This is a genomic window from Protofrankia symbiont of Coriaria ruscifolia, from assembly GCF_900634745.1.
GTDB classification, from domain to species: domain Bacteria; phylum Actinomycetota; class Actinomycetes; order Frankiales; family Frankiaceae; genus Protofrankia; species Protofrankia californiensis.
The window spans coordinates 13,924-29,623 of record NZ_CAAAFR010000015.1; the positions used below are offsets into that span (position 1 = coordinate 13,924).

General features: G+C 65.3%; 16 protein-coding genes and 5 pseudogenes. 14 read left to right on the forward strand and 7 right to left on the reverse strand.

Annotation, left to right across the window (positions count from 1 at the left end; all coding sequences use genetic code 11):
- Positions 1 to 12 precede the first annotated feature (12 nt).
- Complete coding sequence (locus CV1CTNOD_RS01520) at positions 13 to 243, reverse strand: hypothetical protein (protein WP_207386103.1); 231 nt, start codon at positions 241 to 243, stop codon at positions 13 to 15.
- 183 nt (positions 244 to 426) lie between these two features.
- Between CV1CTNOD_RS01520 and CV1CTNOD_RS01525 the strand changes: the two genes are divergently transcribed.
- The 6 genes from CV1CTNOD_RS01525 (at position 427) to CV1CTNOD_RS01555 (ending at position 6,057) form a co-directional block, all read left to right on the forward strand.
- Entirely contained in the window at positions 427 to 1,083 is a 657-nt protein-coding gene (locus tag CV1CTNOD_RS01525) for an antibiotic biosynthesis monooxygenase (RefSeq protein ID WP_207386104.1), read from the forward strand.
- Entirely contained in the window at positions 981 to 1,265 is a 285-nt protein-coding gene (locus CV1CTNOD_RS27560; RefSeq protein WP_207386105.1) for a nitroreductase/quinone reductase family protein, read from the forward strand. The genes CV1CTNOD_RS01525 and CV1CTNOD_RS27560 overlap by 103 nt, the downstream gene beginning before the upstream one ends.
- A gap of 101 nt (positions 1,266 to 1,366) precedes the next feature.
- The gene (locus CV1CTNOD_RS01535) at positions 1,367 to 2,209 is read left to right on the forward strand and encodes an SDR family oxidoreductase (RefSeq protein ID WP_131784404.1); all 843 of its coding nucleotides are present in this window, start codon (positions 1,367 to 1,369) and stop codon (positions 2,207 to 2,209) included.
- Positions 2,210 to 2,565: 356 nt separating this feature from the next.
- Positions 2,566 to 4,236, forward strand: coding sequence for a DUF885 domain-containing protein (locus CV1CTNOD_RS01540; RefSeq protein ID WP_207386106.1), 1,671 nt, complete (start codon positions 2,566 to 2,568; stop codon positions 4,234 to 4,236).
- A gap of 5 nt (positions 4,237 to 4,241) precedes the next feature.
- Positions 4,242 to 4,634: a BON domain-containing protein gene (locus tag CV1CTNOD_RS01545; protein WP_131784405.1), complete on the forward strand. Its 393-nt coding sequence runs from the start codon at positions 4,242 to 4,244 to the stop codon at positions 4,632 to 4,634.
- A gap of 1,156 nt (positions 4,635 to 5,790) precedes the next feature.
- On the forward strand, positions 5,791 to 6,057 hold the full coding sequence (locus CV1CTNOD_RS01555; RefSeq protein ID WP_131784406.1) for a UBP-type zinc finger domain-containing protein: 267 nt from the start codon (positions 5,791 to 5,793) through the stop codon (positions 6,055 to 6,057).
- Here CV1CTNOD_RS01555 and CV1CTNOD_RS26130 read toward each other — a convergent pair.
- On the reverse strand, positions 6,054 to 6,278 hold the full coding sequence (locus tag CV1CTNOD_RS26130) for a hypothetical protein (RefSeq protein ID WP_242606275.1): 225 nt from the start codon (positions 6,276 to 6,278) through the stop codon (positions 6,054 to 6,056). The genes CV1CTNOD_RS01555 and CV1CTNOD_RS26130 overlap by 4 nt on opposite strands.
- Positions 6,279 to 6,538: 260 nt before the next feature.
- Between CV1CTNOD_RS26130 and CV1CTNOD_RS01565 the strand changes: the two genes are divergently transcribed.
- Entirely contained in the window at positions 6,539 to 8,572 is a 2,034-nt protein-coding gene (locus tag CV1CTNOD_RS01565) for an MDR family MFS transporter (RefSeq protein WP_242606276.1), read from the forward strand.
- A 230-nt stretch (positions 8,573 to 8,802) separates the two neighbouring features.
- On the opposite strand, the gene CV1CTNOD_RS01570 is transcribed toward CV1CTNOD_RS01565, so the two are convergent.
- A complete protein-coding gene (locus CV1CTNOD_RS01570; protein ID WP_131784407.1) occupies positions 8,803 to 9,927 on the reverse strand; it encodes an NADH:flavin oxidoreductase in 1,125 nt (374 codons plus the stop codon).
- Positions 9,928 to 10,259: 332 nt separating this feature from the next.
- Positions 10,260 to 10,463 (reverse strand): annotated as a pseudogene (locus CV1CTNOD_RS26135) (TetR family transcriptional regulator); the annotation flags it as partial.
- Positions 10,464 to 10,474: 11 nt separating this feature from the next.
- On the opposite strand from CV1CTNOD_RS26135, the gene CV1CTNOD_RS25245 reads away from it, so the two are divergent.
- From CV1CTNOD_RS25245 to CV1CTNOD_RS01585, 3 genes and pseudogenes are all read left to right on the forward strand, one after another.
- A complete protein-coding gene (locus CV1CTNOD_RS25245; protein ID WP_207386107.1) occupies positions 10,475 to 10,651 on the forward strand; it encodes a hypothetical protein in 177 nt (58 codons plus the stop codon).
- A gap of 90 nt (positions 10,652 to 10,741) precedes the next feature.
- Positions 10,742 to 11,059: pseudogene (locus CV1CTNOD_RS01580) on the forward strand (PPOX class F420-dependent oxidoreductase); the annotation flags it as partial.
- A gap of 905 nt (positions 11,060 to 11,964) precedes the next feature.
- A pseudogene (locus CV1CTNOD_RS01585) lies at positions 11,965 to 12,171 on the forward strand (IS6 family transposase); the annotation flags it as partial.
- On the opposite strand, the gene CV1CTNOD_RS28050 reads toward CV1CTNOD_RS01585, so the two are convergent.
- A complete protein-coding gene (locus tag CV1CTNOD_RS28050; protein WP_431607051.1) occupies positions 12,158 to 12,622 on the reverse strand; it encodes a transposase in 465 nt (154 codons plus the stop codon). The pseudogene CV1CTNOD_RS01585 and the gene CV1CTNOD_RS28050 sit on opposite strands and share 14 nt — an antisense overlap.
- 343 nt (positions 12,623 to 12,965) lie before the next feature.
- Here CV1CTNOD_RS28050 and CV1CTNOD_RS26145 point away from each other — a divergent pair.
- From CV1CTNOD_RS26145 to CV1CTNOD_RS01605, 3 genes and pseudogenes are all read left to right on the forward strand, one after another.
- A pseudogene (locus CV1CTNOD_RS26145) lies at positions 12,966 to 13,079 on the forward strand (IS630 family transposase); the annotation flags it as partial.
- Positions 13,080 to 13,224: 145 nt separating this feature from the next.
- Complete coding sequence (locus CV1CTNOD_RS01600) at positions 13,225 to 14,082, forward strand: LLM class flavin-dependent oxidoreductase (protein ID WP_131784409.1); 858 nt, start codon at positions 13,225 to 13,227, stop codon at positions 14,080 to 14,082.
- A gap of 52 nt (positions 14,083 to 14,134) precedes the next feature.
- Positions 14,135 to 14,377 (forward strand): hypothetical protein, encoded by a 243-nt coding sequence (locus CV1CTNOD_RS01605; RefSeq protein ID WP_131784410.1) that lies wholly within the window; start codon positions 14,135 to 14,137, stop codon positions 14,375 to 14,377.
- 36 nt (positions 14,378 to 14,413) lie between these two features.
- On the opposite strand, the pseudogene CV1CTNOD_RS26150 reads toward CV1CTNOD_RS01605, so the two are convergent.
- Both CV1CTNOD_RS26150 and CV1CTNOD_RS01615 read right to left on the reverse strand, forming a co-directional pair.
- Positions 14,414 to 14,609: pseudogene (locus CV1CTNOD_RS26150) on the reverse strand (IS6 family transposase); the annotation flags it as partial.
- A gap of 128 nt (positions 14,610 to 14,737) precedes the next feature.
- A complete protein-coding gene (locus CV1CTNOD_RS01615; RefSeq protein WP_207386109.1) occupies positions 14,738 to 15,169 on the reverse strand; it encodes a TIGR03618 family F420-dependent PPOX class oxidoreductase in 432 nt (143 codons plus the stop codon).
- Between the two features lie 144 nt (positions 15,170 to 15,313).
- Here CV1CTNOD_RS01615 and CV1CTNOD_RS01620 point away from each other — a divergent pair, with 144 nt between their 5' ends.
- On the forward strand, positions 15,314 to 15,694 hold the full coding sequence (locus tag CV1CTNOD_RS01620; protein ID WP_131784411.1) for a winged helix-turn-helix transcriptional regulator: 381 nt from the start codon (positions 15,314 to 15,316) through the stop codon (positions 15,692 to 15,694).
- Positions 15,695 to 15,700 lie beyond the last annotated feature (6 nt).

The window sequence follows — 15,700 nt, forward strand, 5'->3', positions numbered from 1 at the left end:
ATTCCAATCTCTTTACTTCCCGTTGTTGTCGACCAGTTTCTTGATGTTGGCCTGGACGATACGAACCTTGGCGAGGATCTCGTCCGTAGTCGCGGTCCGGGCAAATGGTTCAGGGTTGGCGTTCCAGTGGGCGATGTAGTCCCGCATCCGCTTGACGAGTACCTTGACGGAGGTAAAGGCGCCGCGGCGGATCGACTGACGGGTAATGATCCGGGTTTGTTGCGTTATGGGAAAGCAGGACATGGCAGACTCCACCCGAATGTTGATCAGACGGTCTGGGTGAGCTCGGTGAAGGCAGCCGACACCCGCAGCCGTGGTTCGACCTCGACGCCGAGTTCGTAGTGGCCACGACGAAGGAACTCGCGGATGCAATAGACCTCCGGTATGCCGCCTGATCTACCGGCACGTGGCAGAGGAGAGAAAAGAATGAGCGCCAGCCACAGCCTGTTGCCCGACATCACCCGTCCCGATGCCGGCGCCGTCCTGATCGCCGAATCGCCCGCACACCGACACACCACGCCGGCGGAGGCGTTTGCCGAGGTGGAGCACATGCCCAGGTCGAAGGGGCTCATCTCGTTCAACACGTTCGTGAGTACCGACGGCGATAGGATGCTGACCTACACTCAGTGGGCGAACCGCGAACCCGATCACGAGTTCGTGGCCGGGCTCACAGACACCGAGCCGGTCGAGTATCGGCTGTACCGCAGCAGCGTGCGGGCGAATCCACCGGTCCCAGGGTGCATCGTCGTCGTGAGTGTCGAGTTCGACGGACCCGATCAGCAGCGGCAACGGCGCTGGGTCGACACCGTGTTCGACGCGATGGCGGGCGAAACCGAGCCACATCCCGGCAGGATCTCGGCCCACTTCCACGTGAGCACCGACAGCACCCGGGTACTCAACTACGCGGAGTGGACCGATGAACAGGCGCATCGCAACGCCCTCGAAAAATCCAACCAGGGAACGGTGGGGTCGTCACCCGGGTGGCAGCGGGTCCTGGACTTCCCTGGGGTGAGAAGCAGCGGGTTCCGGCGATACCACCTGCTGCGCAGTCTTTCCGTAGCTCCGTCGACGGAACCGTCCTAGCAGGAGGAAGTGCTGGACAGCCCGACGGACCGGGTGGCCGAGCACGTCCGCACCTACGTCGAAACCAACGGCCAGAGCGGCTACCTGTACCAGGCTGGCCAACGCCGCTACTCACCACCCGCGGCCGAAAATCGGGAAGACTCTGGCGTACCGCGTTGCTCTACGGGCAGGACGGCGATTGACATCGATCTTTCCACTCTACGAAAACCTACCAGGCTCAAGCCGGCCGGGACATCCCGCTGGTGATCGTCGGGCGTCTTGCAGGAAAGGCAGGTTCAAACCCATGATTCTGGTGACAGGTGCGACCGGCAACGTCGGTCGACAGGTGACGTCCCAGCTCCTGAACGCCGGAGTGCCTGTGCGGGCGTTGACCCGCGATCCCGACTCCGCCCGGCTACCACATGGCGTTGACATCGTGCGTGGTGACCTTCTCACACCGGACACGGTGGCGACCGCCATACACGGTGCGGAAGCCGTGTTCCTGATGTGGCCCTTCCCGACGGCCAAGTCCGCGCCCTCAGTGCTGGACGCTCTCAAGGAGCACGCACGACGGATTGTCTTCCTGTCGTCCGGGGTTGTCCGCGACGACCTGGACAAGCAGGCCAATTCGATCGGCAGACGCCATGCCGACGTGGAGCGGTCGATCGAGCGGTCCGGGATGGAATGGACATTCCTGCGGCCGCACGGATTCGCAACTAATACTTTTTCGTGGGCACCACAGATCCGCGCCGGCGATATCGTGCGTGGCGCCTATGGAGCGGCGGCCATGACTCTGCTCCACGAGCTGGACATCGCGTCCGTGGCGGTACACGCACTGATCGAGAACGATCATGTCGGACGCAGATACGTCCTCACCGGCCCAGAGATCCTGACTCAGGTCGAGCAGGTACACATCCTCGGTGACGCGATCGGCCGCCCGCTGCTCTGGGAAGAAATCCCACCGGACGCCGCACGGCAACAGATGCTCTCCTGGCTGCCCAGCTCTGTCGTTGACGTCGTACTCGACGGGTACGCCCACATGGTGACCGAACCAGGCCCCATGACGTCCACTGTGGAGGAGATTACCGGAGTGCCGGCACGCACCTTCCGTGAGTGGGCAACCGACCACGTCGACGACTTCGATTGAGCACTCTGGACCTTTCCCGCTTTGGCGGATACCCGGTGTAGCCGCCCGATTCATCGGGAGTATGAGAGATGGGTGCGACATGCCGGGCATTGACACCTGAGTACAAGGGGCACTGTTACGATCACCGATCGCAGGCGATCTTCACCGTAGATCTTCCTGTCGGACGTACCAATGTGCCCGGTCGGTGGGATTCCCGGCAGCCCGAAGCCGCGGTGGCGAGGCTCAGCTCCGGAAGACTTGCGGTCAAGATCTGCAGGCGCACGCGAATGCAACAGTGCCTCGGTGAGGAACGGGATTGGCGTGCGTTTCGGTCCGATGCTGGCCCTCCCCGGCTCGGGCGGGCAGTATGTCCAGGCGTGCTGACCGACCCGCGCGTCCCGCGTTCCGACCGTCCCCTCGACCGGCTGGTCGCCGGGTTCGCCGCCGATCAGATGGCCGTCGCCCCGACGAGCGCCACCCTGCTCGGCGTCGACGGCTACGACCATCTGCTCCCGGAGCTCACCACGGAGGCGGTCATCCGCCGGGAGAAGGCCGATGACGACTGGGCACAGCGGTTCGGGGCGCTCGACGACGCGCAGCTACGCCCGGACGAACTGATCGACCGTGACCTGGTACTCGCGGAGCTGCGCGGACGGGCGGTCATGCGCGACTGGGAGCGCCACCGTCGGGACGCGGAACTGTACGGCGGCGCCGGGCTGTCCGGGGTGTTCGGGCTACTGCTGTACCGTCCATTGCCTCCGGAGGAGCTGGTCCGGGCTGTCACCGCGCGCCTGTCCGCGGTCGGGGACCTGCTCGCCGCCGGGCGTGCCCAGCTCGACGCGGAACTCGCCTCCCCGCTGCTCCTGCGCCGGGCAGCCATGCAGGCCCGCGGCGGGGTCGCCTACTGCCGGGACGTGGTGCCTACGCTGTTGCCCGGTGCGCCGGGCTTGGTGGCCGCCTGCCGGGCCGCGGCCGACGCCTATGAGGAGTGGACAGGCTTCCTCGAGGCGCTCGCGGCCCGTGCCACCGGGGGGTTCGCCATCGGAGAGGCCCGCTACTCGGCGCTGTTGCGCGAGAAGGAGGGACTCTCCTACGGCGCGGACGGCCTGCTCGAACGGGGCCGGGCTGCCCACACCGCCCTCGTCGAGCAGGTTCGCGACCGGGCCCGGGAGCTGGCCGGCCATGACGACTGGCGCGCCTACCTGCGGGAACTGGATGCCGACGCCCCGGCCACGCCAGAGGACATGCTGGCCGGATATCGCGAGGCGACCGAACGCGCCCGCCGGTTCATCTACTCGACCGGCCTGGTGACCGAACCGCCGGGCGAGCGGTGCGAGGTCGAGCCGGCGGAGGAGTTCCAGCGGGCGACCCTGGCCGTGGCGTTCTACTTCCCACCACGGCCCTTCGCCAGCGGCCAGGCCACCCCGGGCGAGTCGGCCGGGGCCTCGTTCGCCGGACACTTCTTCGTGCCGTACCCGCCGTCGGACGCCTCACCGGAGGCTGTCCGGGACCGGCTGGCGGCCAACAGCTACTCGGCGATGCCGACCGTCGCCGTCCACGAGGCGTACCCGGGTCACCACTGGCACCTGGCCCACCTGGCCGTGACGAACCAGCGTCCCGTGCGCGGCCTGCTGCGGACGCCCTACTTCGTCGAGGGGTGGGCCCTCTACGCCGAGCAGCTGCTCGCCGACGCCGGCTACTTCACCGATGCGCGGGCAGCGCTGCGCCAGGTGGACTTTCGGCTGTTCCGGGCCGCGCGCATCGTCGCCGACGTGTCCCTGCACACCGGCCGCTGGTCGGTAGAGCAGGCGGTCGAGTACATGTCCACCCACGCGTCCCTGACGCCGGATGTGGCCCGCGCCGAGGTGGCCCGCTATTGCGCATGGCCCACCCAGGCGGCGTCCTACCTCACCGGGGCTCTGGAGATCGCCCGTATGCGGGACGCCTGGCTGGCCGCGGAACGCGGCAGCCTGCGGGAGTTCCACGACCGCCTCGCAGCCACCGGCGGACTGCCCATCATGCTGGCCGAACGTGCGCTGTCCGCCTGATCTGAATCACGGAGGATTCAGACACCCGGAACGGCTCTGGAGGACGTCTTCAGCGGGATGTTCTCGAAGAACTGAGATGGGACGTTCCGGCGCAGCCGAACGAGATCGGCGTCATCGTCAAAGACGGCGTCGTGACGCTCACCGGATGGGTGGACGCCTACAGTAAGAAGTGGATGGCTGGGAAGGCGGCCAAGCGCGTGCGTGGGGTGAGGGCGGTCGCCAACGATATCGAGGTTCGTCTGCCGGCTTCTGCCGAACGGACAGACGCCGATATCGCGGCGGCAGCAATCCGTGCGCTGGAATGGAACGTCTTCGTGCAGGACAAGCTGATTCTGATCGTAAGTATTCCGGTGGAGTCGTCATCCAGAGCCGTTCCGGGGCATCTGAAGCCTCCGTGATTCGGGCACATGAGCCCCGTCGACGGGAAGACCCGCGGTCAAGGTTGTTGATGATCGGCGAGCACAACAGTGCCCGATTGTGCCTATCGCAACTTCGTCCTGACCCGGGACGCCGAGCTTGTGTACGACGAAGACATCACGTGCGGCATCAAGCTCCCGGGCCACCTTGTAGGCCACGGGCACCCCGCCTCGGGACAGTCTCAAGACCAGCACATCGGAACGGCCTCGGTAGTCTCCGAGAAGACCGGCCAGAAACCGGCCGGCATTCCTTCGGTCACGAAACAGACGGTTCCACATCGTGCTGCCCTCGGAATGCTCGGCGGCAGAAGGTGTTTGACGCCCGGTTCGAGGCGACGAAAACGACAGTTCGCCGCCGGGTTGCCAGGTGACCCGACAGGGAACCTGATTCCACCAGGCGGCTGCGGGTCGTCGTGGTGGGCAGCGTCCTCACCGAAACCCGGACCGCCGGCTGCCGCCGCACACCACCGAGCTCTGCGCTCTGCAGCCGATACTGCCAGTGGCTGGTTCCCGCTCCGCGGCAACCCGAAGCGGGACAGCTCTATGTGTACCTGGCTGCCCCGTTTCCCGAAGCCAAACACGGGTATGAGCCGAAAGTAATCGACTCAGATCCCCCTGATGGTACCAAGCCGACTTTCGGCGGGGAGGGAGGGTGGAGCCGTGACATTACCTGCGTGGCTCGGCAATCGTGCGGGACGCCGGGTCTCATTTTCCAGAGACAGGCGATATATAGCGATATGTGCGACCTGTATCCATTGATGCCAGATGCCAGATGCCCGGTCACTGACTGTGTCGTGCGGCAACGGACATGGCCCCGAAAAAGATCGACATCAGTTCGGATGCAGAGGTACTGGATTGCTTAAGGAAAGCGAGGGCTGATGGCTACCGCAACAGAGGCTCGGACTGATCCCTGTTCCGCGCGGCCCCTATCGGCGAAGATCGCAGCATAGTACCTAAATTTGGATGTGTCATGGCGGGGCGCTCGTCAGTGCCTGGCCGGGGAATATCCGCCCAACTCCGTGGCGAACCCGGATCGGGGTGCCGTTCAATGTCGCAAAGGGCGTTTTCAATATCATAATCCGTGCTCCTGCGCCTTACCCGTGCGTCCGGAGGCCGCGGCCAGAAACGGGAGGTCCCCATGGCAACTATTAGTGCCGATCCGCATCTCGCGCTGGTACAGCCCGTTCAGCCCCGAACCCCGCAGGGCTGCGAGGAGTGTCTACGTATCGGTTCGCCCTGGGTGCACCTTCGGCTATGTTTGATCTGCGGGCATATCGGGTGTTGTGATTCCTCGCCGCTTCGCCACGCCCGTGGCCACGCGCACCTCGTGGGGCATCCGATCGTCGCGTCGTTCGAACCAGGCGAGAACTGGCGCTGGTGTTATGTCGACGAATCCTACGTCTAAATGGTGCTCGGACCGGGCACGGACAACCGGGCCTCGAGCAGGGAGGCCGCCGTGACCACGGCAGGCACATCCCAGCCGGCGGAGACCCCGGATCTGCATGGACGGCCGACGACATCACCGAGCAGGCTGCCCATCCGAGTCCAGGCGTCCTCGATCTCCTGGAACGGGTCCCACCTGACCATCGTGGCGGGACGTTCAACGCTTCGTACGGGGAGTGCCATGAGTTCCCCTCCACCTATTCAGCTCACTCGACGACCCAACTCGCCGTTGTCGGCCAGGTACGCCGAGGTCTCTACCCGGTCGGAGGCGGATAAACCGATGCCGTCAGGAATCCGGACCCATCGACGCGTCGTCACAGCCGTAACGCCTAGCTACTTCGACCTGAGAAAGTGGCTGGTCGGTTGATGGGTGTGATCGTGATTCCAGGTCGTGCAGTTGATGATTAACGTGTTCCGGCCGATCAGCCGGCGAGCGCTCGGTCTTGACGAGGCTGTGGCTGATCCTTGTCGGGCTGTTGCTCGGCATGTTCCTGGCCGCGCTTGACCAGACCATCGTCTCGACCGCGCTACCGACGATCGTGGGCGACCTCGGTGGCCTGTCGCACCTGTCGTGGGTGGTCACGGCCTATCTGCTCGCCTCGACCGCGTCGACGCCGCTGTGGGGCAAGCTCGGCGATCTCTACGGACGCAAGCGGTTGTTCCAGGGCGCGATCGTCATTTTTCTCGCCGGCTCCGCGTTCGCGGGCCTTAGCAGGTCCATAGCCGAGTTGATAGTTTTCCGTGCCCTTCAGGGCCTCGGCGGCGGCGGCCTTATCGTGACGGCTCAGGCAAGCGTCGGCGACGTCGTCGCTCCCCGCGATCGGGGCCGCTACCAGGGGTTGGGCGCTGTCTTCGGCGTCACGAGCGTGATCGGGCCGCTGCTCGGCTGCTTCTTCGTGGACAGTCTGAGCTGGCGATGGGTCTTTTACGTCAACCTGCCGGTCGGCGCCCTGGTGCTCGCTGTGACCTCCGTCGCGCTCCCGGCCGGCGGCGAGCGGGTCCATAGTGTCGTCGATTACCTCGGCACCATGCTGCTTGCCGCTACGGCGACCGCCCTTGTCCTGCTGACCAGTCTTGGCGGTACCACCTACCCGTGGGGCTCGCCGGAGATCATCAGCCTGGGTGTTGCGGCGGTGGTGCTCGCCGTCGGGTTCGTCGAGGTCGGGCGCCGTGCCTCCGAACCGGTCCTACCGCTCCGACTTTTCCGCAACCGCGTGTTCGGTGTCACCGGCGCGGTTGGGTTCGTCGTCGGGTTCGCGATGTTCGGAGCGATCACCTATCTCCCGCAGTTCCTCCAAATCGTGAAGGGCATCGACCCGACCGGCTCCGGACTGCGGCTCCTGCCGCTGATGGCAGGCCTGCTGCTGACCTCGATCAGCAGCGGTCAGCTCATCAGCCGCACCGGTTGGTACAAGGTCTTCCCCGTCGTGGGGACCGCGCTCACCACCGTCGGCCTGTTCCTGCTCTCCATGCTGGGCGTGGGCTCGACCGGACTGGAGATGTCGGCTGCGATGTTCGTGTTCGGCCTCGGCCTGGGCGCCACCATGCAGGTGTTGGTGATTGCGGTGCAAAACGCGGTCGAATACCGCGATCTCGGCACCACCACCTCCGGGGCGACGTTCTTCCGGTCGATAGGCGGAAGTTTCGGAGTCGCCGTGTTCGGCACGATTTTCACCAACACGCTCGTCGGTAACCTGCGGCACTACCTCGCCGGGGTGGGGCTGCCGGCGGGTTTCTCCGGACAGGCCGGCGCCAGCCCGGGCGCCCTCGCGAAGCTTCCACCTGCCGTACACAAGGGTTTCATCAGGGCGTATGCCGCGTCCCCGCATACCGTCTTCCGGGTTGCGATCCCGATCGCCTTCGCGGCGTTCGTACTGTCCTGGTTGATTCCGGAGGTCCGGCTGCGCCGGACGACCGGCGCAATCGACCCGGCCACACCTTCGGGATGCCCCAGCAGCGAACCTCCCTGCAGGAAGTCGAGCGCGCGCTCTGCGTGCTGGCCCGCCGCGAGAACCGGGCCGGCCTGTACGAACGGCTCGCGGCGCGGGCCCACCTCGACGTCGACCCACCAACCTGCTGGCTGCTCTACCGGCTCGAGGCGCACCCGTCCGGGACTGTCGGTGCGCTGGCCCGGCGGCTCGGCCTGCCCGAGAAGCGCCTCCGGCCCCACGTCGATGCGCTCGCCCGCTGCGGCCAGATCGACCTCCACCCATCCGACGGCGCCGCTGACGGGGCGCTCTACACCGTTACGCCCGCGGGGCGGGACACGATCGACCGGCTCGCAACCGCTCGCCAGCAGGGGCTGCTGGAGCTGCTCGACGAATGGTCACCCGAGCATCCCCCCGAGCTCGTTGAGAAGATCCGCCGGCTCGTCCGGGAGTTGCTGGCCGATGACAACAGGCTGCTACAAGCCGCCAAGCCAGCCGGTGCGTTCCGGTAGTCGCACGGCACTGTTGCGTTTAGCCGATTATCGATGATCTTGACTGTAGGTCTTCCCGTCGATGGAGCCCATGTGCCCGAATCACGGAAGCTTCAGACACCCCGGAACGCCTCTGGATGGCGACTCCACCGGAAGGTTTACAGCCAAGATCGGCCGGTCTTGATGGATGCAACAGTGCCGCTGTCAACTAAGGGAACACCGACCACCTGATCACAGACTCCTAACCAGTACCGGACCCCAGCATCGCCAGGGACGGCGGTGCTGTCCTCACCGCAGAGTCCCGAGCATCTCGGTGCGGAAGGGCACAAGTTCGTCCGCGCGTCCGCTCAAGATCTTCGTGGTCCACTCGGGGTCGGCCAGCAGCGCGCGGCCGACCGCGACGAGGTCGAACTCGTCCTGTTCGATCCGCTCCAGCAAGGCGTCGATGTCGTCGACGCCGGACCGGCCATTCGGAACGAAGGCCTGCCCGAACTCGTTGTCCAGGCCGACGGAGCCGACCGTCACCGTAGCCTTGCCGGTGAGTTTTTTGACCCAGCCGGCCAGGTTGAGCTGCGAGTCCTCGAATTCCGGCAGCCAGTACCGGCGCGTCGACGCGTGGAAGACGTCCACCCCCGCATCGACCAGCGGGACGAGCAGGCGATCGAGGTCCTCGGGGCTCTCAGCGATCCTGGCGTCGTAGCTTCCGGACTTCCACTGGGACAGGCGGAAGAAGACGGGGAAACCCGGCGAGACCACCCGACGACAGGCCGCCACGATCTCAGCGGCAAATCTGGTCCGGGAGACGATGTCTCCGCCGTATGCGTCGTCCCGCTGGTTGGTGCTGTCCCAGAGGAACTGGTCAATGAGGTACCCGTGGGCGCCATGCAGCTCGATGCCGTCGAAGCCGAGACGTTCGGCGTCCGCCGCCGCCTCGGCAAAGGCCAGTACCACATCGTCGAGATCCGCCTGGGTCATCGCGCGACCCGTCGGGGTCCCGTCCAGAGCCAGCCCGGAAGGGCTGACCGGCGGAGCATCCGGGACGGGTGGGGCTCCCGCGACGCGTGTCGCGCCGACATGCCACAGCTGCGGAATGATCCGACCGCCGGCCTGGTGAACGGCTTCCGCCACGTGAGCCCAGCCGGCCAGCTGGACATCACCGTGGAACCGGGGAACTCGCTCGCTGCTGCCGGCCGAAGCGTGGTTGACGTATGTGCCCTCGGTGATGATCAGCCCTACCCCACCTACCGCCCGGCGGGCGTAATAGGCCGCGACATCGTCGCCGGGCACGCCGTCGGGAGAGAACTGGCGTGTCATGGGAGCCATGACGATCCGGTTCGCCACAGCCAGGCTACCGACCGTGAATGACCGCCCCAGGGCCTGCGCCGCGCGGGCTGCATCCTGCGTCGATGTCACGTGAAGTCTCCTCTGCTACCCAGAACATTAATTTCCCATACTGTGCTGTCCGCAGGTCGGGGCTCCTGGGTGACGTCGTATCTCCGGCGTGTCAGGGTTCACCCTGGAGACGACCCGTCGGTGGGGTGGTCGTCCGGAAGACGGGCACCGACCGCGCTGACTCGGTGCAGCCCGCCGTCTACCGGCTGGCCTGGGTGCAGATACGTAGGCGCTGCCTTCACTGAGCGTACCCTGGCGATCTGATCACCGGTCCGGTAGGGCCTGCCATGTCTTGACCCCGCTCAACGCAACAGACCCGGTCAGACCCGGTTTGACACCCGCCGCTACTCGCGGAGCCCCTGGTAGAGGCCTTCCTTGCCGCCGAAGTAGTAGTTGATGAGCTGTTTGTTGACGCCGGCCCGGTCGGCGATGTCCTGCACCCGGGCTCCCGAGTACCCCTTGGCGGCGAACTCGTCCAGGGCCGCGGCCAGTAGCTGCCGCCGTGAGCGTTCCGGGTCGTATCGGCGCTCGTCCAGGGCGGCCGCCCGGCGCCGCAGCGGTCGCCGCCGTGATGATCCTCGGCGCGGTGGTGCTGTTCACCGCCGCCTCCGCGCTGTGCGGCGCCGCCCAATCGCCGGATCAGTTGATCGCCTTCCGTGCGATCCAGGGTGTCGGTGGGGAATGGTGCTTCCGGAAGGAACGAAGGTCCAGAAAGGAAATGAGGGAAGAACATCCATGCTGCTGACCGGACATCGAGCTGACCTACGTCACCAGCCAGTTCCTGGGGCGCCTGGCCACCGTTGACAGCTCGGGAGCACCGTAGAACAACCCAGTCTCGTACCGCTTCAACACCGAGTTGGGTACCTTCGACATCGGCGGGCGCAACCTCGCCGAAAGCCGCAAGTTCAAGAACATCCTCGTCAACCCACAGGTGGCATTTGTCATCGACGACCTGGTCACGCCCCGCCCATGGACCGTACGGGGTATCGAAATTCGCGGCCGGGCCGAGGCGATCCACGGACACAATCCGTCGGACCCGCACTTCAGCAGTGAGCTCATCCGTATCCATCCCCGTCGCATCCTTACCTGGGGCCTGGAGCGCGAGAACTCCGGTATGCAGCGACGCACCGTCAGCGCGGAAGCGGTCTCCTGACGGCCCGTCGGGCCACATCAGGGGTCTGAAACTTCCGCGATTCGGGCACATGAGTCTCGTCGACGGGAAGATCTGCAGTCAGGATCGCCGGTAATCGGCGAACACAACAGTGCCCGACGCCGTCTTCACCGCCAACACGATCGAGATATCGCGGACGCTTGCGCAGGCGCCGGCCGACGTGATTGACTCGGCGGACTCATCCACGAACACCGGCAGGCAGCATGGCACGAACCGAGTTTCCGCCACCAACACGGCGAGATCAGCTATGACGGCTCATGCGGCCTGTTCGGCCAGTGTGACCCGTTCGCGGCGCCATCGGGCGCCTTCCCTTCCCCACAACGTGCGCATCCGCGGTCGAGTCCGCCGGGACGACGAACACGGAAGAGGTCTGGCTATCGTGGAGCTCGTCACCGTCGGGCTCCACGATAGCCCCCGGGGGGTACACCGGTTCCTGGAACAGCGGTAGGCCGGTCACCTTCACACGACGCAACGTGCTTGACTTCCCTGCAGTCTGTGGTGATGAAAAAAGCGAACGTGATGCCATAAGCCTACTCCCTCATTCGAAATTCATACCCGGTCGACACCGGCAACCGATGTCACAGTTGATCCCGCCGGCAGACCTCATGCGTTACTCGGCGTCTGTGTACACGATCAAGCGGTTATCTCTGCAAGGGCTGTACCAAGAACCGCCTACCATGAGGACAGAAAAACTGATCCTCTGTCCACGCACTCCAGCGCGGGCTCCCGACCCCGTCACCTTCAATGACGACGCTGCGTGACCATCGAGTACTCTTCGAATCCTACCAGACTCGGAACCGGGGACGTACCCGTTTTCCGAACCCGCCGCGACAACACCCCCGAACCGGGTCTGTTGCATCCGAGGGGCTCTAAATCAGGCATGGTGGGTGCGTCGACGCTTCGTCCGTCCGCCGGTCCCCGCCTCGAAGTTCACCGGGTTCCGGTTCCCACCCGAGGGGAAGTGTGCTGGCGGTGCGCTGGTATCTGCGTTACGCACTGTCTACCGGGATGTCGAAGAGCTGCTCGCGGAACGCGGCCTGGTCGTCGACCACCTCACGATCCAGCGGTGGGTGCAGCGGATCACCCCGCTGCTGATTGACGGCCCGGCCCTGCCGGCCCTCTCTCGCGGACCGCTGGTTCGTGGACGAGGTGGTATGCGCCAGCGGGATCAACTGGGTGACGTCGCGCCGGTTGCCACCGGTAACGATCGCGGCTAGCGGCACCCCGGTAGCATCCGTGATCACATGGTGCTGTCGGGACGGCCGCGGTTGACCGGGTTCGAACCTGTCTGTCCGCTTTGAGTGCATGCACGTGCGAAGAGCGGACCAATGTCCGGTGCAGGTCGAGGAGCCCGGCGGTATGGCACTCGGTCGGCGACGCCTCGTGCAGACGCTGCCAGATTCCGGCTTCCCGCCAGTCCCGCAGCCGGCGCCAGCAGGTCACCCCCGACATTCCGAACAGTGAGGTCGGCAACTCCCAGCACGGCACATCGTTCCGCAGCACCCGCAGGATCCCTTCCGGCGCTGCTCGGTTGTCCACCGGCAACCGACCCGAATGGCGGAATCGCCGGGCTCACACCGGGAGCGGCGACACCAGACGTTCCCACAGCTCCTCGCTTAACACCTCATCACGTATGACGGCGAGATCTACCAGCCTGTCCTGCATGCTCTAAGCATAACTGGTTACAGCACGCCGCAGTTGACCAGTCTTTGTGAAACAAGCTCTAAAAGACCCATGGAACACGCGTCGGAACATTTTCGCCGGTATCCAAGAATGCCTGAAAATACGGATCGTAGCAGTCATGGCTGCTGGAGCAGCAGCAGCTATAGCCGTCAGGAAGTTCCGCAACGTCCGCACCCGCAATGAGCTTACAATACCCATTGTTTCCCAGGCGTTGGACCGCACCCAGCCGCTGCTGCCGATCGAGTTCAACTCCTGCGAAAAACGCACCCACGACTACGTCCGGCACGGCACCACGATCCTGCTCGTCGCGTTGAACCTGGCGACCGCTTGTGCATGCGGTCACCGCCCACTACGCTGACGCCAGCGTCCCCATGGATATTCCGGATGACGAATGATTACCTAGCCGCGCACAAAATGTCCGACACCGGAAAGTACCCGCAATCGCCAGAGTGGGAGCACAGGAAATGGACGTCTCGATTGGGTTGCCCTCTACCATTCCCGGTGCCGAAGGCAGCCAGATCCTCGAGTGGGCCAAACGGGCGGACCGCGCCGCATTCTTGTCACTCGGTGTCATCGATCGTCTTGTCTACTCCAATGACGAGCCTCTGATCACGCTCGCGGCCGCGGCGGCGGCGACTGAGCGGATCAAACTCCTGACCGCCATCGCGATCCTTCCATACCGGGTCAACGCAGCGTTGTTCGCCAAGCAGGCCGCGAGTATCCAGCATCTTTCCGGCAACCGGTTGGTGTTGGGTCTCGGCCTGGGCGGCCGGGAGGACGACTACGAGGCCGGCGGTGTTCCTTTTGCCGGCCGGGGGCGACGATTCGAAAAGATGTTGGTGGACGCGCTTGGAGTCTGGTCCGGCGAGCCGCGGGGCGACGCGGGGGCGATCGGGCCCACCCCACCGGTACGTCCCGGGTTGCTGATCGGAGGCCAGTCACCGAGGTCCTTCCAGCGGGCCGCCGAGCACGCGGACGGATGGATCGCCGGTGGGGCGCCGCCGGAGGCGTTCGGGCCTGCCGCGGCGCAGGTGAAGGCTGCGTGGGAAGCCCACGGCCGCCAGGGCCGGCCACGGCTGGCGGCACTCGGCTACTTCTCCCTGGGATCGGAGGCACACGCGCATGCTGACAGCTACCTCCGGCACTATTATGCGTTCGCCGGGGCGTACGCCGAACAGGTGGTGGCGGGCGCGCTCACCGATAACAAGGCGGTCCGCGATGCTGTCGCCGCCTTCGCCGAGGCGGGGTGCGACGAGTTGGTGCTGTTTCCGTGTAACCCGGAACCGGGCCAGGTTGACCTTCTGGCCGACGCGATTGGGTAAGCCCAACGGAAGGAAGGGAATTCGGGTCTGTCGCGTTCAGCGGAGGCAAGATATGCCAGGCCCCGCCGAAGCGGTAATCAGAGCGCCAAAAGATCTGGAGTTGCTGGTGTTGCTGGTGTTGCTGGTGTTGCTGGTGTTGCGGCACGAGGTCGTGGAGCATTGTTGTTATCTTCAGGACCAGTCGATCTTGATCGTCAATCCTCCGGTAAAGGCGTCCGCCAAAATCGTTCCGGGGCGTCTGAAACCTCCGTGCGGCGGTCGCGTGAGCTCCGTCGACGGAAAGATCTGCGGTTAAGATCACCGATAATCGGCGAATGCAACAATGCCACCGTCGGTCCCCGGGAAAGTGCCGGCGGGGCCGGGCCACGACGATCAGCAGCGAGGTGAAGCACTACACCCACCGGTATACGGTCATTTGGTCGATGACCGGAATGTATTCCGCAAACAGTTCCTCGACGTCCCGGTAGGATGACATCCTGGTAGGACAAGGCATAGTGCAGATACCAGCACACCGCAAGCACAACCACCTCCGGTGGGAACCGGAACCCGGCGAGCTCCGCTTCGAACTCCTGGCGTCGTTATGATCTTGGTGGGGGCGGGCGTCAGGCCACCCACGGGCCGACGCCGCCGACCCGCTCGACCGCGATCCGAACGATCATCCCCGTTTCGGAGCCGCGGTTCCCGAAGGGGTAGACGTCAGTGCCGAGGTAGCGCCGAGCGAGGGTGTCCATGAGCGAGGTGAACTCGTCCGGGATCCCTGGCCGAGGAGGGTCGCTCGGCCTCGCACGGTGAGGTACTGGACGAGGCCGTCCGCGACCCCGTCGGCGGTTCGCTCGTCGTCGTGGACGACGACCGTCACTCGCGGATCCCGGCGCAGGTTGCGAACCTTCCGGCGATGCTCCTCCACGCCGAAGACGAGGTCGCCCCCGTCGAAGGCCATCCACACCAGCGAGGCCTGCGGCGCACCATCAGGGTCGATCGTCACGATGGTCGCCTCCCGGTCCGATGCGAACAGCCGGCGGGCACTCACGGGCAACGCCGGCGTCCCTTCCTCGCCCGCGTGCTCCGTCGTCGCCTGATCGGTCATCAGCGCTGCTCCTCGTTTCCCGAGTTCACGGTCCCTGAATTTATGGTTTCCAGGGTCATTCGTGAGAGTAGGAAGCCCTATCGGAACCAGGTGGTTCCTAAGGAACCACGGGTAACAGGAGGTCTTCTCGGTACCTTTGGTTCCATGGGAGATTTCAGCGCGCCTGGCGACGTTTTCCTCGCGGACTGCCCGGCGCGGGCGGCTGTCGAGATCATCGCGGACACCTGGACCGTCGTCGTGGTCTATGCGCTCACCCGCGGCCCGCGCCGCCACGGCGAGCTGGTCGACCTCATCGGCGGCATCTCCCGCAAGATGCTCACCCAGACCCTGCGGAAACTCGAACGCAACGGGCTGGTCTGGCGTAAGGCCTATGCGGAGGTGCCGCCAAGGGTCGAGTACGGCCTGACCGATCTCGGCCGCACCCTGATCGAACCGATCCGGGTGCTTACCACCTGGGCCGAATTCAACGGGTCGTCCGTGCTGGACGCCGAGGAGTCGTTCGCCCGGGCGAATCCGTCAGCCTGACCGACG